The sequence below is a fragment of the Litorilituus sediminis genome (assembly GCF_004295665.1).
GTDB lineage: Bacteria > Pseudomonadota > Gammaproteobacteria > Enterobacterales > Alteromonadaceae > Colwellia > Colwellia sediminis.
The window spans coordinates 2,685,095-2,705,016 of the sequence record NZ_CP034759.1 but is presented as its reverse complement, the minus strand read 5'-3'; the positions used below and the strand labels follow the sequence as shown (position 1 = coordinate 2,705,016).

Annotated in this window: 13 protein-coding genes; 11 read left to right on the top strand and 2 right to left on the bottom strand. The window is 40.6% G+C overall.

Annotated features, from left to right (window positions below; all coding sequences use genetic code 11):
* The first annotated feature begins 298 nt into the window (after positions 1 to 298).
* The 3 genes from EMK97_RS12015 (at position 299) to EMK97_RS12005 (ending at position 4,446) form a co-directional block, all read left to right on the top strand.
* The gene (locus EMK97_RS12015; RefSeq protein WP_130602494.1) at positions 299 to 2,152 is read left to right on the top strand and encodes a putative nucleotidyltransferase substrate binding domain-containing protein; all 1,854 of its coding nucleotides are present in this window, start codon (positions 299 to 301) and stop codon (positions 2,150 to 2,152) included.
* Positions 2,153 to 2,154: 2 nt separating this feature from the next.
* Positions 2,155 to 2,868 (top strand): exonuclease domain-containing protein, encoded by a 714-nt coding sequence (locus EMK97_RS12010; RefSeq protein WP_130602492.1) that lies wholly within the window; start codon positions 2,155 to 2,157, stop codon positions 2,866 to 2,868.
* A gap of 213 nt (positions 2,869 to 3,081) precedes the next feature.
* Positions 3,082 to 4,446: a leucyl aminopeptidase family protein gene (locus tag EMK97_RS12005; protein WP_130602490.1), complete on the top strand. Its 1,365-nt coding sequence runs from the start codon at positions 3,082 to 3,084 to the stop codon at positions 4,444 to 4,446.
* Between the two features lie 54 nt (positions 4,447 to 4,500).
* Here EMK97_RS12005 and EMK97_RS12000 read toward each other — a convergent pair whose 3' ends face one another.
* Both EMK97_RS12000 and EMK97_RS11995 read right to left on the bottom strand, forming a co-directional pair.
* Positions 4,501 to 5,367 (bottom strand): hypothetical protein, encoded by an 867-nt coding sequence (locus EMK97_RS12000; RefSeq protein ID WP_130602488.1) that lies wholly within the window; start codon positions 5,365 to 5,367, stop codon positions 4,501 to 4,503.
* A gap of 149 nt (positions 5,368 to 5,516) precedes the next feature.
* A complete protein-coding gene (locus EMK97_RS11995) occupies positions 5,517 to 6,263 on the bottom strand; it encodes a substrate-binding periplasmic protein (RefSeq protein WP_130602486.1) in 747 nt (248 codons plus the stop codon).
* Between the two features lie 310 nt (positions 6,264 to 6,573).
* On the opposite strand from EMK97_RS11995, the gene EMK97_RS11990 reads away from it, so the two are divergent.
* From EMK97_RS11990 to EMK97_RS11955, 8 genes are all read left to right on the top strand, one after another.
* Positions 6,574 to 8,643: a S9 family peptidase gene (locus EMK97_RS11990; RefSeq protein ID WP_130602484.1), complete on the top strand. Its 2,070-nt coding sequence runs from the start codon at positions 6,574 to 6,576 to the stop codon at positions 8,641 to 8,643.
* A 184-nt stretch (positions 8,644 to 8,827) separates the two neighbouring features.
* The gene (locus EMK97_RS11985; RefSeq protein WP_130602482.1) at positions 8,828 to 10,099 is read left to right on the top strand and encodes an alpha/beta hydrolase; all 1,272 of its coding nucleotides are present in this window, start codon (positions 8,828 to 8,830) and stop codon (positions 10,097 to 10,099) included.
* A gap of 73 nt (positions 10,100 to 10,172) precedes the next feature.
* Entirely contained in the window at positions 10,173 to 11,066 is an 894-nt protein-coding gene (locus EMK97_RS11980; protein WP_130602480.1) for a LysR substrate-binding domain-containing protein, read from the top strand.
* Between the two features lie 110 nt (positions 11,067 to 11,176).
* The gene (locus EMK97_RS11975; RefSeq protein WP_130602478.1) at positions 11,177 to 12,577 is read left to right on the top strand and encodes an aspartate ammonia-lyase; all 1,401 of its coding nucleotides are present in this window, start codon (positions 11,177 to 11,179) and stop codon (positions 12,575 to 12,577) included.
* Between the two features lie 45 nt (positions 12,578 to 12,622).
* Positions 12,623 to 14,713: a winged helix-turn-helix domain-containing protein gene (locus EMK97_RS11970; protein ID WP_130602476.1), complete on the top strand. Its 2,091-nt coding sequence runs from the start codon at positions 12,623 to 12,625 to the stop codon at positions 14,711 to 14,713.
* A gap of 158 nt (positions 14,714 to 14,871) precedes the next feature.
* Positions 14,872 to 16,455 carry a methyl-accepting chemotaxis protein gene (locus EMK97_RS11965; protein ID WP_130602474.1) on the top strand — a complete coding sequence of 528 codons (1,584 nt, stop codon included), beginning with the start codon at positions 14,872 to 14,874 and terminating at the stop codon, positions 16,453 to 16,455.
* Positions 16,456 to 16,788: 333 nt separating this feature from the next.
* The gene (locus EMK97_RS11960; RefSeq protein WP_130602472.1) at positions 16,789 to 17,865 is read left to right on the top strand and encodes a DcaP family trimeric outer membrane transporter; all 1,077 of its coding nucleotides are present in this window, start codon (positions 16,789 to 16,791) and stop codon (positions 17,863 to 17,865) included.
* Between the two features lie 313 nt (positions 17,866 to 18,178).
* Positions 18,179 to 19,813 (top strand): methyl-accepting chemotaxis protein, encoded by a 1,635-nt coding sequence (locus tag EMK97_RS11955; RefSeq protein WP_130602470.1) that lies wholly within the window; start codon positions 18,179 to 18,181, stop codon positions 19,811 to 19,813.
* Positions 19,814 to 19,922 lie beyond the last annotated feature (109 nt).

Sequence of the window (19,922 nt, the reverse complement as noted above, 5' to 3'; positions counted from 1 at the left end):
ATTTTTGCCTAGCTAAACTGCAGTAACAAAAATCCATATGCACCTTCGACTATCAACTACCCTAGCAAGCTTCATTTGAGGCGGGTATTAAACTTTAGTCTAGATCCCAGTTTAAGTAGTGATTTGCTCATTGTTAAACCTAAATGAAACGCCCATTTTTACTAGCTTAACGGCTTTTCAAGGGTCAAGGCTGATAAACAACTGCAACTTTAGTCTAAAAGCGACGAATAACACTTGCTAATAAATCGACAAAAACGCTAAATTAACAGAGTCACTCACTCGTTAGGCGTACGAGAAAATGGATACAGAACTTTCTGAAATCACAACATTTATTCAAAGCATTCCTCCTTTTGATAGTTTGCCAAAGCAAGTACTGGCACAACTTGTTCGCGAGCTAAACATTAATTATGTACGCAAAAATGAACTGCTACCGCCACAAGGCATTAATGAGCCTAGGTTATACATACTGAGAAAAGGCGCCATTAGCTGTTTATCGGCCAATAATGAGTTAATTGCCAAGCTTGGCGAAGGTGATTTATGTACCGCGTTTTGTAGTGAAGAAATAGCTCAACACGATGGTATTAGCCAAGTACAAACTGACGAAGACAGCTTAGTGTATAGCGTAGACACGCAAATTCTCAGCAATATTGGTGAAAAGTTTCCCAGCATCAGCGACTTTTTCAGTCATGATTCTGCCCAACGCTTAAAAACCAAAATGTCTAAAGTTAACGAAGAGGCGATTTTAGCGTCAACGTTAATGAATACCTCGGTAAGCAACTTCTATCATAGCCCAGTTGCCACCATTGAAAGCAAAGCAAGCATTCAACAAGCGGCGATTCAAATGACTGAGCAAGGCTTTTCTTGTTTAGTGGTCGTTAATGGCGAAGAGCCGGTTGGCATTATCACAGATAAAGATATTCGCCGTCGCTGCGTCGCCCAAGGTTTAGCAATCACTAACGCCATCAGTGACATCATGACCGCGAATATGAGCACCATAGATATTAAAAATAATGCTTATGATGCGCTAATGACCATGACAGCAAAGCACATTCATCATTTACCAGTGACTAAATATGGCCGCTTAGTGGGCATGGTGACGGTAACAGATCTCATTAACAATGAAGGTCATAACGCCATCAACCTCTCAAGCATTATTCATAAAGCCAATAGCATTGAAGAGCTGAAAGAAATCAGTAACTTACTGCCAAAATTACAAATACGTTTGGCTAAGCTAGGTAGCAGTGCTGATCACGTCGGTAAAAGTGTCAGTGCCATCACTATGGCATTTACCAAACGTCTTATTGAAATGGCAGAATATAAGTTTGGTCAAGCGCCTGTGCCTTATGCCTGGCTAGCGGCTGGCTCACAAGCAAGGCAAGAGCAACTGGCTCATTCAGACCAAGATAATGCCATTATTATTTGCGATAGCATGAAACCATACGATGATGCTTGGTTTGAAAGTTTAGCCAACTTTGTTTGTGATGGTTTGGCTGAATGTGGCTTTATTTATTGTCCCGGCGATATTATGGCCACCAATAGAAAGTGGCGACAACCTAAAAAAATCTGGCAGCAATATTTTAATGGCTGGGTTGATACGCCAAGCCCGAAAGCGTTATTAAATTGCAGTGTCTTTTTTGACTTAGATACCATCTATGGTGATAAATCTTTACTAGACGACGTTAAAGCCGTGGTACTGAAAAAAACGCAAAGCAGTACCTTGTTCCTCGCACACCTGTCAAAAAATGCCTTAGGGCTTAGACCGCCACTGGGCTTTTTCCGTGATTTCGTTCTTAAACAAAATGGCAAGCACAAAGCCACGCTTGATTTAAAACACAATGGCATAGCGCCGGTAGTAGATTTGGCACGCATCTACGCACTAGCTGAAGGTATTAGCGCAGTTAACACTATAGAGCGCATTCAACAAGCCGCAGGCACGCCGTCACTCACGCGCGCTTCCGCTGAAAACCTAATTGATGCCTATGAGTTTTTGGGCATGCTTAGAGTAGAGCATCAAGCAAAAGCACTGATACGTGGCGAAAGTGCCAATAACTATTTATCACCAAAAGAAATATCAAAACTGGAGCGTGAACATTTAAAAGATGCCTTTAAAGTGATAAAAACCCTGCAAGATGCTAGGCAGTCGAGCTTTTAATCATGAGCAGCGCGATAGCAAACTCGCCTTTATTTAACTGGCTACTAGGCTATGAAAGCAAACGTAAGCAGTTACTCAAAAAAGCCCCCGACGGTGCGTTAAAAGACTTTTTATCAGTGCCCTTTCCCGATCTGAAAACCCCGATATCTCGCTTACCGATTTTATCGGTAGACTTTGAAACCACAGGTTTAGATGCGAAACAGGATAAATTACTCAGTGTTGGCTTTGTCGAAATTGAAAAACAGCAAATTAAGCTAAACTCCTGCTATCACCAAATCATCAAAACCAAAGCACAATTAAAAGAAAGTAATGTTATTATTCATCACATTACCGATCAGCAAAAAGATCAGGGTGAAAAGCTACGTATTGTCGTTGAAGCCTTACTAAAAGCGCTTACTGGCAAGGTAATGCTGGTACACTTCGCCCGCATTGAAAAACAATTCTTACAACAAGCATGCTTTGAACTTTATGGCTTAGTACCCACCTTTCCCATTATAGATACCTTAGCCATTGCCAAACGCAAACTTGATAAACGAGATGTTGCTTACGACCCTTCTGAGCTTAGGTTATCAAGCCTACGTAACCGCTACCAATTACCTGAACACCACGCCCATAATGCCTTAAATGACGCCATAGCTACCGCTGAATTACTGCTTGCTCAAACCAGTAAAAATCAGCAAAAACACACCTTGTTACTGAAAGATATTTTGCTCTAGTCACTCTTCTGCAAAAAATTTGTTAAATTATCTCCTTGCTGACAAACTCCCAAGGCCGAGTTTAGGTTAGTCAATGTAAGCTAAGCTTTATAAAAAGATAATTTCTTATCAAACCAGATTAAATCGATAAATAAATGCCGTAAATTCGCTTTTTATCCGGCAATCTTAGGTTACAATCAAAACATTCATTACAGCAGCAAACAAAGGAAACCCATGAGCCATCTATTAAATGCCGATACCACAGGTACCCCGCTGACAATTTTAGAAAAGGCTAACTATGATAACTGGTTAGCAAAACAAGATGATTTTAGCCAAAATTGGTTAACAAAAACCGGCTTTTCCAGCCAAGGTCTCGCCTTATTGCCAAAACAAAATGGCGACTTAGCGCAAGCCGTATTTGTTGTTGATGATGCCAGCCACTACTTTGCTTGTGGCGATTTAATTACCCAGTTGCCTGAGGGCCAATATTTGCTACAGGCTGACGAGGCACATCATCAAGCCATTTGTTTTGCTTGGCTAATCGGTGCTTACCAGTTTGACCGTTACATCAATAAAAAAGCCGAAAAAGCACTACCTGTATTAGCAGTAGGTAAGCAAGCACTGGTTGATAGCGCAAGTAAATACGCTAGCGCAACAAGCTTAGTTCGTGACTTAGTTAATACACCAGCAGCCGACATGATGCCAGAAGACTTAGCCCACGCTGCCCAAGATTTGGTTGATGAGTTTGGCGGCGAAGTTAAACACATTATTGGCGATGACTTATTAACACAAAATTACCCAACCATTCATGCAGTAGGCCGAGCCAGTGTCCATGCACCACGCCTGATTGATTTAACTTGGGGCGATAAAAAACACCCTAAAGTCACCTTAGTAGGTAAAGGCGTTTGTTTTGATAGTGGTGGTTTAGATGTTAAGCCTGCTGCCGGCATGCGTAACATGAAAAAAGATATGGGCGGCTCAGCGCATGTACTTGGTTTAGCGCAACTTATTATGGCGCATAAACTACCTATCTGTTTACGCGTACTTATCCCAGCGGTAGAAAACGCTGTATCAGGTAATGCCCTTCGCCCAGGCGATGTTGTGGTTACTCGTAAAGGCATCAGTGTTGAAATTGACAATACCGATGCTGAAGGTCGTTTAGTTATGTGTGACGCCCTTGCTGAGGCTGAAAATGATAACCCAGAGTTATTAATTGATTTTGCCACCTTAACCGGCGCTATGCGTGTCGCGTTAGGCACAGAGTTACCAGGATTTTTCTCTACCAGTGACGACGTTGCCAACGGTATCACCTTAGCTGGTAGTAAAATTACCGACCCGGTATGGCGTATGCCATTGTACAAACCTTATCGTGACTTACTAAAAAGTACCGTTGCCGATATGACTAACTGTGCCACAGTACCTTTTGGTGGTGCGGTAACCGCAGCATTATATTTACAAGATTTTATTAATGAAGGCACTGATTGGGTTCACTTTGATGTTATGGCCTTTAATATTCGTAAACAATCAGGCCGCCCATTAGGCGGTGAAGCATTCGGGATTCGAGCGGTATTTGATTATTTAAATCAACGATTTGGTTAATTAGCCAAAACTACCTTATAAATCAAAAGCCTGCTAATCCACATGCAGGCTTTTTTAATTGCCAGCACTTGTATAATTGGTAGCAAACTCCTGATTAAAATAGCGGGTAAACACAGCGACATCTGCTGGTGTTAAATGACGCACATGTGCCTGATAAAAAGCTTCACTTTGATATAGATCTTTTAGCAGGGTGTTAACATAATCAATAAACTTCTGTCCTATTGCCGATTTATTGCACGCCAAATAACCAATAACATAATTTTTCGAACCCTTAATACTAACCGAGTTTACATTAAGTGCTCTAGGGTGTTTTCTTAACATCATGGTAACTTCTGCGGGGTACTCAATAATATAATCAACGCGATTATGGGCCAACATTTCAAATGCGGCCTGAATATAGCTTTGACCTGACAGCACATAGAGGTTTTTCTCGGCGATTTCACCCACCTGTTGGTCAAGTATATCCCCGTATGAACGACCGCGGCTCACTAATAAAACGTTTTCAGGTTTGGCTAAGAATAAATCATGCAAAGAGTTTAACTCGCCTGTTGAATCTATCAGGGTTGGCTCTATCGCTTGGCTAGAATATAAACGTAAACCAACAAACAAGTTAACTGGCAAACTAAAGAGATTCTCTTTGATTCTGGTAGCGTTCTTTAGGCGGTTAGCAATGCAATAGTTGTCACCAGATGTCATTAATTTTTCAATACGACCAAGCGGTGTGTACTGCAACCTAATGTCATACTGTTTTATTTTCGCTAATAACAAATTGTTGGTATCAGAGTCGATATTATCAGCCCTAGGTTGACGAAAATTCTTCACATAATTTTCATCATCTGAAAGCCAAATAATCTCCTGCCGCTCACTTGCTAGGCTGGCGAAAGAAATTAAGATTAATAGGTAAAAGATTACCTGATGCATAACCTACCTCGTTATGCTTTGAACAGATCAAAACGCGAATCCTTCACCAAAATGATAGTTAAAAGCATTGATGCATTTAGTTATCACCAATTATAGATAGATTTTGAAAAATTTCTTTTTAAGAATAGCTACTGCTCTTTCGAGCTTGTTTACTGCTGATACTTTTGATAAATCTTATCTATAACACCATTTTCAAGTAACTGAGTGATAACACTATCGACTTCATCACGCAGCGCTTTGTCTTTAAACGCCATATGGCTATATACATCTTGCCATATACGGTGCACAGTAAAATCAGTTTGTTTCATATCGGTTGTCTTGGCATATTGCTTTCGCTTTAGGTCATACAAAAAAATACTGATATCACCAACACGCACCGCTTTTTCCCCTGAAACAAGTAAATAGGTGGTTTCTTTTGGATGCGCATGTTCGCTGTAATTGGCATTAGTCATCGCCATCGCTTTATAGTCAGCGCCCAACAACTCTGTAGCACCTTGATAAGCCGCAATAGAAAGTGACTGCAAATCAGCAACTGACGCTATGCTAAAATTATCTTTTTTCCTAGTCACCGCGACATCTTGATAACGAAAAATAGGCTTAGATAAATAACCTTTTACATCAGGGCCAGCAAAAATATTACAGGCAACATCAAGACGTTTACCGCTATTAATTTCATGCAATAATCGGTGATTACTCATAAAAATAAAACTAGGTGAATAATCGGGTAGCTGAGCAAAAATAGTTTTTGTGATTTCTAAAAATAAGCCACTTTGCTCATGTTCAATAAAAAAAGGCGGGAAATTACCAACACCTATGTGTAGTGTTTTTTGGGCGTGAGCAACACTTGATAGCATAACCAATAAAGCAAAACATAAATGAAGCGTTATTTTTATCATTATCTAATAAAGTGCCTGCAATATACTAAAAGCCAGTACCTTAATACTAGGCCTATTAGCTAGCAAACTTCAACAAAAAATAACAATGACATCTGCTAAAAAGCGTAATATTAACGATAAAATGTCGGCATTTAGCTCTATTTAATCTCGATTTTCTCTCCATTCATCGACTTTGATAAAAAACGCTGTTGGTTTGCAAGGCAAAAACACATAAAATCGAGCAGTAATACTAGGATTTCCCCTTGACCATTTTGCTCAGCAATACTGAACAAAATTTGGTTTCTCTGTAGGACTTAGATTAGGAATAAACATGAATCTGAAATTAAAATCTATCAAGCAAGCGTTAGCTATTAGCCTTGGCTTGCTTAGTTACTCAGCCATTGCTGCTGAAAACACCATAACCCATGAAAACTTAGCCACGCTACAAAGTGTTGGCCAAGCACAGGTTAGCCCTGATGGTGAAAACATTGCTTTTATTCGCTCTGTGCCACGTGAATTGTATGTTGAAAAAGACGGTAAAAACTGGGCTGAGTTATACCTAGTTGATGATGAAGGTAAAGAGCGTCCGTATATCACAGGTAAAGTAAACATTCGCAGCATTCAGTGGTCTGCCGACGGTGATTACATTTACTTTTTAAGCAAAATGAAAGGCGATAAATTTACTAGCCTGTACCGCATCGCCGAAGACGGTGGTCAAGCACAAAAGTTTATCTCATTAAAAGGCACTAGCATCAATAGCTATACCTTAAGTGAAGATAACAAGCAGGTTGCTATTTTAGCAAAAAAAGCCAAAGACAAATCAGTTAAGAAATTAAAAGAGCTCGGCTTTAAAGCTGAAGTCTATGAAGAAGATTTAACCAACCAACACTTATATGTGGTTGATTTAGCCGACGCGGCAACTAAGTTAACGCCAGAAGCATGGAATATTGAAAACTATGTTTCAGACGTACACTTTTCACCTGATGGTGAAACCTTATTGGTAAAAACACAACCAACAGCACTCATTGATGACAAATACATGAAGTCACAATGGCATATTGTTGACGCGAAAACACAAGCAGTTAAAACATCATTTGCTACTGAAGGTAAATTGGGTGCTGCTGAGTTTTCTTACGATGGTCAATACATTGCCATTTTAGGCGCACAAGATAAGCACGACCCTGCCACTGGCCGTTTATATTTAGCCGAAAGCAAAACAGGTAACATTAAAGAGTGGATTCCTAATCACTTAGGTCATATTGCTGATTTTGAGTGGGCAAATAAGCGTAATGAATTGTTCTTTATCTCAAATATTGGTACCGACTCTATTGTTGCTAAAGTTAAGCCTAGCCTGACCAAGTACAAGAGTATTGTTAAACCAGGCAAATTCATTGCGGCAAACTTAAGTGTTTCTGATTCAGACAAAACCGTTGTTTTACGTGGTAATACCGCTAAGCACCCTAACGAAGTCTTTATGCTTCGTGGTGGCAAGTTCAAGCAAACACGCTTAACTAATTCAAACCAATGGTTAGACGATGTAAAATTTGCTAAGCAAGAAAGCATTACCATTAAAGCACGTGATGGCGTAGAAATTGGTGGTGTATTAGTTTACCCATTAGATTACGACAAAGGTCAGCGTTACCCACTTATTATGTCGGTACACGGCGGCCCTGAAAGCCATGATAAGAATGGTTGGTTAACCGCTTATTCTCGTCCGGGTCAACTAGCGGCAGCGAATGGTTACGCAGTATTTTATCCAAACTACCGCGGTAGCACAGGTAAAGGTGTTGACTACTCTAAGCTAGGTCAAAATGACTATGCAGGTAAAGAGTTTGATGACTTAGTTGATTTAAAAGATCACTTAGTAAAAATTGGTTTAGTTGATGAGAAAAAAGTTGGTATTACTGGTGGCTCATACGGTGGCTATGCTTCAGCTTGGGGCGCAACTAAACTGACTAAACACTTCGCTGCTAGTGTCATGTTTGTTGGTATTGCTAACCAATTATCTAAGTTTGGTACTACAGATATTTCTAATGAAATGCACTTAGTACACGCTCGCTCTTACCCTTGGGAGAAGTGGCAGTGGTACTTAGAGCGCAGCCCAATTTACTGGGTTGAACAATCACAAACACCACTATTAATTATGCACGGTAAAGATGACCCACGTGTGCACCCGGCACAATCAATGGAGCTTTATCGCTACATGAAGGTACGTGGCAAAACAGTACGTTTAGTTTACTACCCAGGTGAAGGTCATGGTAACCGCAAAGCCGCGGCAAAATATGATTACAGCTTACGTTTAATGCGTTGGATGGATCATTACTTGAAAAATGACGGTAAAGAAATGCCTGCGCATGAATTACCGCACAAAGCTAATTTAAAAGCGAAAAAAGAAAGCTAGAGAACTAGTTACTTTATCTTAACAAAGCTGCCAACTTAGGCAGCTTTTTTATTGTCTGCGCGTATGCTCTCCATAATAGCCATTGCATCGACTATGGCATGACTGAGCAAGAAATCACATTGCCAAGCACGAAAAATTCACCTATGCTTTCGCCCTCAAATAATTCTTATTTTCAATCGGGTATATGATTAGATCTTTATTTATTTTAGCTTTTTTGCTTGTCTCAATAGCCAGCTTTACCAGCCAGGCTAACCCATTTACTTTAGGCGAGAGGGTTGAAATTAACTCAAAACTACTCGCACAAAAACGGCAGTTACAAATACTATTACCGGAAAACTACCACGCTCACTTAAATGCAAGCTACCCGGTCATCTATTTGATGGACGGCGACTATAACTTTTCTGGTGTCGCTGGCATGCTGGACTTACTAGCCAACAAGGGGCAACGTATTCCTGATGTCATCGTCGTTGCTATTAGCGACAAAGGCACTGACAGTTATCACAAGTTCACAACACCCGACAGTATAGCGACACCAAGGGATGACAAAGTAATAGGTCAAGCCAAGCTATTCTTGTCTTTCTTAACCGATGAGGTACAACCCTTTATTGAGAAAAAATACCGAACCAGCCCACATAAAAGCATAGTAGGCCATTCTATGGGGGGGTTATTTGTATTAAATGCACTGATTGAACAGCCTACTTCATTTAATAACTACATTGCCATTAGTCCATCGGTATGGCTTGGCGATAACGCCATAGTTAAAAGGGCAGAAAGCAAACTTAAGATCAGTGATGATAAGCCAGTTTCACTATTTTTATCATTAGGTGATGAAACTCGTATGGGCCAATATGACTTACTGAACTTTTTAGATGTCAATCAACCGGCAAACCTAAATTGGTCGTTTAGCCATTACGACGATGAAAATCACAACTCTGTTGGCCTAATTGCCTTGCGTAATAATTTAAAAACGCTATTTAATGCTTGGTATATCCCAGAAAAACAACTGGCTAAATTTGATTCTGCTACCGATATCATCGGCCACTACCAACAAGTAATGGATGAGTTTGATTTTCAGCAAAGCATACCCAAAGCTGCTATTAAGGCGGCTATACGCATGCATTACAAAGCAGGCTTAGTGCAAGAATTGCCTAATTTCATTCAGTATGCCAGCGAACAATTGCCAGCAAGTAAGCAAGCCTTTATTGCCATGCAAGCAAGCTATGCAGGCCACTTTGACTCCCCCAAAACAGCGTTAGCACTACTTAAAGCCGTTGAAGTCGAGTTTAAACACTCCATCGAACATATAAAAGCCATTGCTGGGGTTTATGAACAATTAGCGGATATGACTAGCGCACATCACTATTACCAACGGGCGTTAGTGGTAGCGAAACAACAAAAAGCACAACAGTGGCAAGTTAATATTCTCCATGCCAAAATAGCTGCTACAGATAAATAACAGCGCTAACTCAACAAGGTATTTTCGTAGCATGCTCAACTAACGCGGCGAAAATACCGAGCATAAAGACACTATGGATCTACAAATAAAGTGGTTAAAAGACTTTTTACAGCTTAGCCAAAGTTTGAGCTTTTCTGATGCGGCTAATATGCGCCATGTTAGTCAGCCAGCATTTAGCAGACGTATTCAAAGCTTAGAAAACCACTTAAACTGTAAACTTGTGAACCGGCTTTCATCACCGATTCAATTGACAGCACAAGGTGAGTTATTCGCCCAAACCTGTCAGCAAGTACTGACAACACTTGAGCAAGGTGTTAGCCAGATAAACCCAACGCTCGCCGACAAACAACAAGTTAAATTTGCTGCCACCCATACTTTGGCAACCGGTGTATTCCCTGCGCTGCTTGAGCATATTAATCAGTTTTCTAATAACATTTCCTGCAAATTACATATTGCCGATGCCGACGACTGTGTCGACTTATTAAACTCACAACAATGTGATTACCTATTAGCCTTTACCGATCCGCTATTAAATAAATATCAGCAAGATTCACTGTTATTAGCGCAAGTCAAATTACTACCAGTATGCAAAGTCGATAAACAAGGTCAGCCGCTTTATCATTTAGATCAAAAGCAAGCAGAGGCGATTCCTTACCTTGCCTATCAACAAAATATATTTTTGGGTCGCTCAGTTGCCCAGGTTATTAAACAAAATCGCCAACAAGCAAAACTCGTTAAGAATATTGAATCTTCCATGGCTGATGGGCTTAAAATGATGGCGTTAAAAGGTCTTGGTGTCGCTTGGATCCCAGAGTTTAGTTTACAAAGTGAAATCGATAACCAGCAGCTTATCGTATGTGGTGATGAGCATTGGCACAGCCAACTCGAAGTTCGCCTATATAGAAAGCAACAAACCACACCCGCATTTAATTCATTGTGGAACTCTTTAGCAAAAATCAAGCTGTAAGGGCAACATAGCGACATTATGCACTTTTTGCATACCCGTTAATTAAAACAGCATTGGCGTCATAATCCATTTATATTTACCTTATCGGCAAATTTTACCGAGACGCCCAAATGACAACAAAAAATACTCGCATCGAACATGATTTACTTGGCTCTATGACACTCAGTAATGAGCATTATTACGGCATTCAAACGCAACGAGCCATAGATAACTTTCAATTATCACCGAATAAGTTACAAGACTACCCTGAGCTTATCCAAGCGTTAGCTATGGTTAAGCACGCTTGTGCTCAAGCCAATGAGCAACTGAATTTACTAAGCCACGAAAAAGCACAAGCAATTACCAGTGCCGCCAAGCAAGTAATTGCCGGTAATTTTAATGACAGTTTTCCCATTGATATGATTCAAGGCGGTGCAGGCACTTCAACCAATATGAATATCAATGAAGTGATTGCCAATATCGCTTTAACCGATATGGGTCATGAAAAAGGTCAATATCAATTTATGCACCCTAACTCTGACGTCAATATGTCGCAATCAACTAACGATGTTTACCCTAGTGCGGTGCGCTTATCCATACTGCTAAAGCAAGCGCCTTTATTAGCGGCAGTAACTGAGCTAATGGATGCTTTTGACAATAAGGCGGAGCAATTCTCAGACATTATCAAGCTGGCGAGAACGCAATTACAAGATGCCGTTCCTATGACCTTAGGGCAAGAGTTCAAAGGTTTTGCTTCCACCCTCAAAGAAGACATTAGATTACTCGAATCTATGGGGGAGTTATTAAAAGAAGTCAACCTTGGCGGTACAGCAGTAGGAACAGGTATCAACACTCAAAAAGGTTATGCCAACTTAGCGGTAAATGCCCTAGCAGACATCACTGATATGCAATTTAGCTTAGCTGAAGATTTAGTTGAAGCCAGCTCAGATATGGGCGCTTTTGTTATTTACTCAGCCACGTTAAAACGCTTAGCCATTAAGCTCTCTAAAATTGCCAATGATCTACGTTTGTTAAGCATGGGGCCTCGTGCTGGTTTAAGTGAAATTAATTTGCCTGCCAGACAACCCGGTAGCTCAATTATGCCAGGCAAGGTAAACCCTGTAATACCTGAAGCGGTTAGTCAATGTGCCTATCAAGTTACTGGTAATGATGTTGCGGTATCAATGGCAGCTGAAGCAGGCCAATTACAGCTGAACGCCATGGAGCCGCTTATTGCCGTAAATATTTTAGAGTCCATGAGTATACTCACCAAAGCCAGCACTATGTTTACTAAGTTATGCGTTCAAGACATCAGTGCCAATGAAGCGCGCTGTAAAGACTTGCTCGATAACAGCTTAGGTTTAGTGACGGCGTTAAACCCATACTTAGGTTATGAAGTATCATCACAATTAGCGAAAACCGCTTTAACTACCAACACATCACTGATTGATTTAATTAGAGAGCAGCAACTGTTAACCGAGCAGCAATTGACCGACATTTTCCAAGTAAGTAAAATGACGCAACCTAGCTAACTTTCAGCTAATTAACACGAATATCAAAGAGGTCACTAAATCGACATGCCCCGCTCTGAGTCATTCACCCTTGGCCTCTTTCATGTCACCCCTGAAGCAAATAACATACAATTTGCCAACGAAGACAGCATACAAATACAAGCCAAAATCATGGAGGTTTTGGTTTATTTAGCGCAAAGTTACCCTAAGCTGGTAACCCGAAATGAGCTGATCGATACCGTTTGGCAAGGTAACTACCCTGTCGGCGAGAAAGCGCTCACCAATGCCATTTGGCGATTACGACAAATTCTTAAAGCCGATGGTGACTCGCATATAGAAACCGTACGCAAAAGTGGTTACCGCCTATTGCTTGCGCCTAACTATCAGCAAGAAACACCGAGCAAAGAGGCTAAAAGTAAGGCTAATTTTTTAACAACCAAGCTAATAGCAGCAACGGCACTGCTACTAAGCTTTAGTATTGTTATCATCAGTTACCTCAATCAAGATAGCCAGCGCCATATCGAAAACCTCACTGCCGATCCCGGTAGAGAGTTATATCCGGCCATTTCTCCTAACGGTAAACACTTAGCTTATTTATGGCGAAAAATAGGTGAAACACCCAACTTGTATGTAAAAGATCTACAGCAGCCAGATTTGCCCGCGAAACAAATCACCTTTAGTGCTGACATTGAAGCATCGCCGACATGGAGTAAAGGCGGCGACAGCCTCTTTTACACTAGTCGTTCATGGGATAATAGTCGCTGCCAAGTGATCCGTTTAAGCCTTGCGAAAGCTCAACGTCAAGTGCTAGCTAACTGTGCCACTAAGGTAAAAGCTGAGCTCGCCTTATCAAGTAAAGGCGATATCCTTGCTTTTACCCATCACACGAACGCACAGCCCTTGCCGGGCATCTACTTTTTAAACTTAAATGATAACAAGGCAAAGCCACAGCGATTTTCCTGCTATCAAGCATGTCAGTATCAAGATAGGCGTTTTGCTTTCTCACCCAATGATGACTACCTTGCAGTCACTCGACGTGTAGAAAAGCTCGTTGAGAATATCTTTCTTATTGATCTAAAAACTCAAGACAGCCAACAGTTGACCTTTGGCGAAGCCGATATTAAAGGCTTAGTATGGCATCCAAGTGGTGACAGTATTGTCTTTTCTGCAGAAAAGTCAGATACCAGGCAAGGTTATCGTGTTTTTATCAAAGACAAACACATCACTGAGTTAGCCGTAACTGGCTTTAGTTATCCTAACACTGTGCCCAATAGTCTTGATATGGTTTATCACCACTGGCAAGTTAAAAGTCATTTATCATCGCTTGCTCTTGGCAACGAGACACCAGCAGCGCCCTTTCCACTGCTACAATCAAAATTTAGCTATCACTCTCCTGACCATTCAGCAAAGGCCAAGCAAATCACCTTTGTTAGCAATGAATCTGGTCATCACGAAATCTGGCTGGCTGATCAAGATGGCGGACAAAGACAACAGTTAACCACGCTAAAAGGGCAAGTCTCTTTTCCTCAGTGGTCAAATGACGGTCAGCATATTGTTTTTCTCGCTGGCAAAAAACAAACCTTAGCCAATGAAATTGTCGTGGTAAATGTTGCCACTAAGCATATTAAACGCTTAACCACTCAATTTGATGCCCACTTTAGACCGCAGTGGTCTTATGACGATAGCGCTATTATTGCCGTTGCCTCAAGCAACAACCAACATCATTTGCATCGCTTTGAATTAAGCAGCGATACCAGCACTGAACTTATCAAGGAAGATATATTAATTGCTCAGCAAGATGCCGAGCAAAGAATTTGGTTTACCCGCGCTAATAGCCAAGGCTTATGGTTATTTCAAGCAAATAAAGATGGCGCTAACATCAGCCAAGTGCTAAGCAACACTGAGTTTAATAATAGCTATAATTGGACTGTTTCAACACAGGGCATTTACTTTCAAGCAGACTACTTAAATCACCATACCTTAAACTTCTACGCTTTTGCCACAGGGCAAGTGCAGTCTCTGGTTAAATTACCCTTACGAACATTAAACAAATATTCAGCACTATCGCATATTGAAAAGCAAAACTTACTGATATTTTCACAAGCTGATTTTCCACAAGTTGATATTAAACGTTTATCCGATCCTACATTAAATTAGCTTAACTAACACTAGCTTAATACCTGAACTTTAAAGCAATAAAAATAAAAGCTTACCACTAAAGTCTAGTAGTTTTCGGCTACATTTTATTCACACAATAATGTTATTCTCACAGTGACCTTACCCTTCATAAACGAGTTAATGGCGGAGAAAGTATTATGTCTACTCGTAACAGTAAAGCCTTGTTTATTGCCCTACCCATGGCACTAGCCATTGCTATTATCACCTATATTGCTAGTTATGTTATCGGCTCAAAAACTTTAGTGGCGACTATTATTTTTATCATTTCAGCTGCGGCTATATTTATCGTATGCCGCCAGCTATTAACTGCAAAGCTCAACAGCACAGCGCAAGACAATCAAGCCAAGCCAAACAAGGCTTATGCTGATATAGGTAATAATATTGTTAATAAAGCCAGTGAGTTAGCAATAAACTCTGCTGAAGTTAGCTACTTTCTTGCACAATTAAGCGCAGCCATAGAAAAATCCAGCCAAGATGTTGATCGCCTGGCAACAGCAGCTGAACAAATGTCATTAAATAGCAAACAAATCAATGACAATGCTACCTTAACTTCAGAACAAACCAGTCAAGCAATGACCGCTAGCTCAGCAAGTTCGGCTCAGTTAACCGATAATATTGCCATTGTGAATATGCTTAATGAAGCCGTTAACAACGCCTCAGAAAAAATTCAATCATTAACGGTGAAAGCACAAGAAATACAAAGTATTACTGATGTTATTGACGGCATTTCAGGGCAAACAAATTTACTGGCACTCAATGCCGCTATTGAGGCAGCGCGAGCTGGCGAGCAAGGCCGAGGCTTTGCCGTGGTTGCTGATGAAGTGCGAGCACTTGCTGGAAAAACGGCTGATGCCACCGCACAAATTGGCGACATGTTAAAACAAATTAGCGATGAAACCAGTGAAACCACCACGGTTATGGGGCAAATCGTTGAGCAAACCGATAATGTTGTCTCAACCATGACTGACTTATCCCAAAGCTTTAAGCAAATTGATGCACTAATGACAGAGTCATCCTCTGCTAGTAAACAAATCAGCCATGCTTTAGCTGAGCAAGATAATGCCGCAGAAGAAATATCAGCCTCTGTGGGTAATTTGCACGACTTCTTAATTGCAAAAAGTGAACAAACCCAAACGGTATCTACTCAGGCAGCCTCTTTATCGCAAAGCACAGAATCTATATTTGTTGATATTTCTCACTTTGAAAGTAGCAACCTTATTATGACCATGTGTCAGCAAGCACAGCAAGCGGCAGCGCAAGTATCAGCATTGTTCGAGCAAAGCATACAAGATGGCAAAATTAGCCAACAAGCTTTATTCAATTTTTCTTATCAAGTGTTGGGTAATAGCGAACCGAAAAAATACACCACTAGCTTCGATTCCTTCACCGATAAATGCTTACCCGATATTCAAGAGCCATTACTCAATCAGTTTAGTGAGATGATATACGCAGGCGCGGTTGATAAAAATGGTTACTTCCCAACCCACAACAAATGCTTTTCTAAGCCATTAACCGGCAACCCTGAAGTCGACATAGTAAACAATAGAACTAAGCGAATTTTTGATGATCCAACAGGCATACGTTGTGGCAAACACACAGAAAAATTCTTGTTACAAACCTATAAACGAGATACTGGTGAGGTGATGCATGATGTTTCCTCCCCTATTTTTGTTGCAGGCAAGCACTGGGGCGGTTTCCGTATAGGCTTTAAAGCCAAATAAGCAAACGCTAAGCTGCGTTTGCTCAGATATTCACCGACTAAAGTCTATACAAATTAGCCAATAATTTAGACTTAGGTCTAATATCCTTAACTAAGCTTTGCCTCTAACTTATTAACTCGTAAGTACAAAAAACAGTCATAAAGCTGTCACCCTTACAAAATAACATAATAATTTTCTAACTTGCCCAGCAGCAAAGAGGCACTAAGACCTTAAGGCAGGTTAACTATATAGAACGACAATAAGTGTTTAATTTACAATAAAAAATCATCCTATGATAAGCCGATATACCTTAAGTACCTCGCGCATAGGAATATTTAAAAATGGGGAATAATAATGTTAAAACGTTCAGGATTTAAAACTAAAAAGCTACTTCTAGCAACTAGCCTATTAGCAGTAACATCTGCAGCCAACGCCGGCTATACCATTAAGTTAGACGATGATAATAAAATTACCTTTGGCGGTTATATCAAAGCAGATGCCCGCTATGTTGACGGTAATATTGCGGCAACAGATTACTGGTATGGTGGTGGTACTGTACTTCCTGAAAGCCAGTCAAACTTTGGCATTTCAGTGAATGAAACTCGTTTTAACACTAAATATGTACACGGCGATGTTACTGGCTTTATTGAAATGGACTTTTATGGTGATGCCGTTGCCGGTGGTGGTAACGAAGTCATTTCTAACTCATCTAAGCCACGTTTACGCCATGCCTTTATTAAGTATAAAGATGTACTGGTTGGTCAAACCTGGACAACCTTCCAAAACACCAGCTCACTTGCCGAAGCTGCCGACTTTGGTGGTCCTTTAGTGGCATCTGCCTTTATCCGTCAAGGGCAAATTCGTTATACCTTAGGTGGCTTACAACTTGCGATTGAAAACCCAGAAAGTTATGGCGGCTATCGTGGTGACAAAACCACAAGAGATGACTCAGTGCCTGATTTTATTGCCAAATACACCTTTAAAGGTGACTGGGGTAACGTGTCAATATCAGGTTTAGCGCGCCAATTAAAAAGTGTAACCAACCAAAGTGAATCTGCTTTTGGTTACGGTGTTGCAGGTCGCATTAAAACCTTTGGCAAAGACGATTTTCGCTTTCAAATCCATGGTGGTAACGTTGGTCGCTACGTTGGTGTAACAGCATCAACAGATATGGTTGGCGAAGAAGCCGAAGACACTACATCAATTATGGTCGCTTACCGTCACTTCTGGACTGAAGATATGCGTAGTTCAGTGTTCTACGGTAATACCCAAACAGACTTAACTGACAGAGATCGTTCACACTGGGGCGTAAACATCTTTAAAAACTTTACCAAGCAATTATCGTTTGGTTTAGAGGTAGGTAACTTTGAAATGGCAGAATCTGATGCCGATTCTGATTACGTGCAGTTATCTGCTAAATACGTTTTATAGTGTGCTGATTAGTACAACCAACTTGCGTTAGTTGACCTCATTTTGAGGTTGTTTCGGGGAAGCATTTGCTTCCCCTTTTTTTATTCAAGCGTCATACCCCTTACCATTGCGGCTTACAGTGATACTGCCCCTTTAATAAAACCAATAACCTTTACAATATTTAATATGTAATTCAATTTCTTAGCCAACTTTCCTTGCGAAATAAAAACAATTGAATAATATTGATCAATATCGGTTTTTACTTTTATTAGCATAGGTTTAAGTAAAAATCTGTACTAGACTGAACTACTATCGGTTGTAATTTGAGGTTGCTATGAATTTTTTAAGGAAATATACCATCCAGCAAAGGCTTGCCATGTTAGTAGGCTTTATCATTTTAGCTTTAATCGCCATTGACAGCTTTACCTTATCTGATGGTTATAGATCTTTGTTAAACCAGAAAAAAACAACTACCAATGAACTGGTTGATACCGCTTATTCTGTTATTGAGCACCATTACAAACTACAACAAGAGGGTACGCTTTCTAAAGACCAAGCTCAGCAACGCGCTTTAGAGGTCATTAAAAGCCTAAGATACGATAGCAATAATTACTTTTGGGTGAATGATTACCAACCTACCATGATCATGCACCCAATAAAGCCCGCGTTAGACGGTAAAGACTTAACAGGTATTAAAGATCCTGATGGCACTCAATTATTTGTTGAGTTTGTTAAAGTTGCCGATGCCCAAGGTCAAGGATTTATAAATTACAAATGGGCAAAACCAGGTTTTGATGAGCCAGTCGATAAAATTGGCTTTGTCAAAGGCTTTAAGCCATGGCAGTGGATTGTTGGCTCAGGCACCTACCTAGACGACATTGATGCCACTTTTGCTAAACAACGTAATTTGCTTATCATTGAAAGTGTTGTTATTGCGCTTATTATTATTGCTATTAGCTATGTTATTGGTAAAAGCATTTTACTACCGACCCAGGCCGCTTCTGCTTTAATGCGAGATATTGCTCAAGGAGAAGGGGATTTAACCCGTACCTTAGATAATACCGGCCAAGACGAAATTTCACGCTTATCAGGCTATTTCAACCAGTTCACCGCAACCATGCGTCAATCATTACAAGATGTCGCCAATAACTCATCACAAGTGCTAGATCAATCTGAAGCCGTAGCCGCCGCCAGCCAAAGTGCTCAAGCATTAACCCAACATCAAAATGACGTCACCACACAAGTTGCCACCGCAATGGAAGAGATGACCTCACAAATAAAAGATGTCAGTAATAATGCCAATTCTGCCGAACAAGCGGCCAATGATGCCAGAGAAAATACCTCCTCAGGAAAAGACGTTATTTCACATACGATTAACCAAATGCAATCACTGTCGAGTAATATTGATGGCGTAAGTCAGGTGGTCGCCAGCTTAGCAGAAGAAAGCGACAATATTGGCTCAGTACTTGATGTAATACGTGGCATTGCCGAACAAACAAACTTGCTGGCGCTAAATGCTGCGATAGAAGCAGCACGGGCAGGAGAACAAGGTCGAGGCTTTGCTGTTGTTGCCGATGAAGTTCGCACCTTAGCCAATAGAACAGAGCAAAGTACTAATGAAATTCAGCAGATGATCCAAAAGCTGCAAACAGGTGCTCAAGAGGCAGTATCCGCAGTAAAAATCAGCCAAGATATTTCTATGCAAACGGTAGAGCAAACCAGTAAAGCTGATGATTCATTAACTGAAATTGATCGTTTGATGGAAGTAATCTCTGATATGAATACTCAAATAGCGCGCGCTACCGAGCAGCAAAGCCAAGCGGCTGATGAGGTAAATTTACGTATTAATGATCTATCAGGTATGGCTGATGAGTCCTTAGCCACAACCGAGCAACTTGCAAATACCAGCCAGCAATTAAAAATTAGTAGTAATGGCATGTCTGAAGTGGTTAATCGCTTTAAGTTTTAGGCAAAAAAAAGCCAGTAGCAAAAGCTACTGGCAAACCATCAAAAATTTTAAAATCGATTGACTCTGGAGAGTCCCAAAGAGGTAACTTAGTGGCTATGTGTCCTGGAGC

Bases quoted from the DNA above. Each gene is read 5' to 3' on its own strand.
- EMK97_RS11995 (WP_130602486.1), bottom strand. From the start codon at position 6,263: ATGATAAAAATAACGCTTCATTTATGTTTTGCTTTATTGGTTATGCTA.
- EMK97_RS12000 (WP_130602488.1), bottom strand. From the start codon at position 5,367: ATGCATCAGGTAATCTTTTACCTATTAATCTTAATTTCTTTCGCCAGC.
- EMK97_RS12015 (WP_130602494.1), top strand. From the start codon at position 299: ATGGATACAGAACTTTCTGAAATCACAACATTTATTCAAAGCATTCCT.
- EMK97_RS11970 (WP_130602476.1), top strand. From the start codon at position 12,623: ATGCCCCGCTCTGAGTCATTCACCCTTGGCCTCTTTCATGTCACCCCT.
- EMK97_RS12005 (WP_130602490.1), top strand. From the start codon at position 3,082: ATGAGCCATCTATTAAATGCCGATACCACAGGTACCCCGCTGACAATT.
- EMK97_RS11985 (WP_130602482.1), top strand. From the start codon at position 8,828: ATGATTAGATCTTTATTTATTTTAGCTTTTTTGCTTGTCTCAATAGCC.
- EMK97_RS11990 (WP_130602484.1), top strand. From the start codon at position 6,574: ATGAATCTGAAATTAAAATCTATCAAGCAAGCGTTAGCTATTAGCCTT.
- EMK97_RS12010 (WP_130602492.1), top strand. From the start codon at position 2,155: ATGAGCAGCGCGATAGCAAACTCGCCTTTATTTAACTGGCTACTAGGC.
- EMK97_RS11960 (WP_130602472.1), top strand. From the start codon at position 16,789: ATGTTAAAACGTTCAGGATTTAAAACTAAAAAGCTACTTCTAGCAACT.
- EMK97_RS11965 (WP_130602474.1), top strand. From the start codon at position 14,872: ATGTCTACTCGTAACAGTAAAGCCTTGTTTATTGCCCTACCCATGGCA.
- EMK97_RS11980 (WP_130602480.1), top strand. From the start codon at position 10,173: ATGGATCTACAAATAAAGTGGTTAAAAGACTTTTTACAGCTTAGCCAA.
- EMK97_RS11975 (WP_130602478.1), top strand. From the start codon at position 11,177: ATGACAACAAAAAATACTCGCATCGAACATGATTTACTTGGCTCTATG.
- EMK97_RS11955 (WP_130602470.1), top strand. From the start codon at position 18,179: ATGAATTTTTTAAGGAAATATACCATCCAGCAAAGGCTTGCCATGTTA.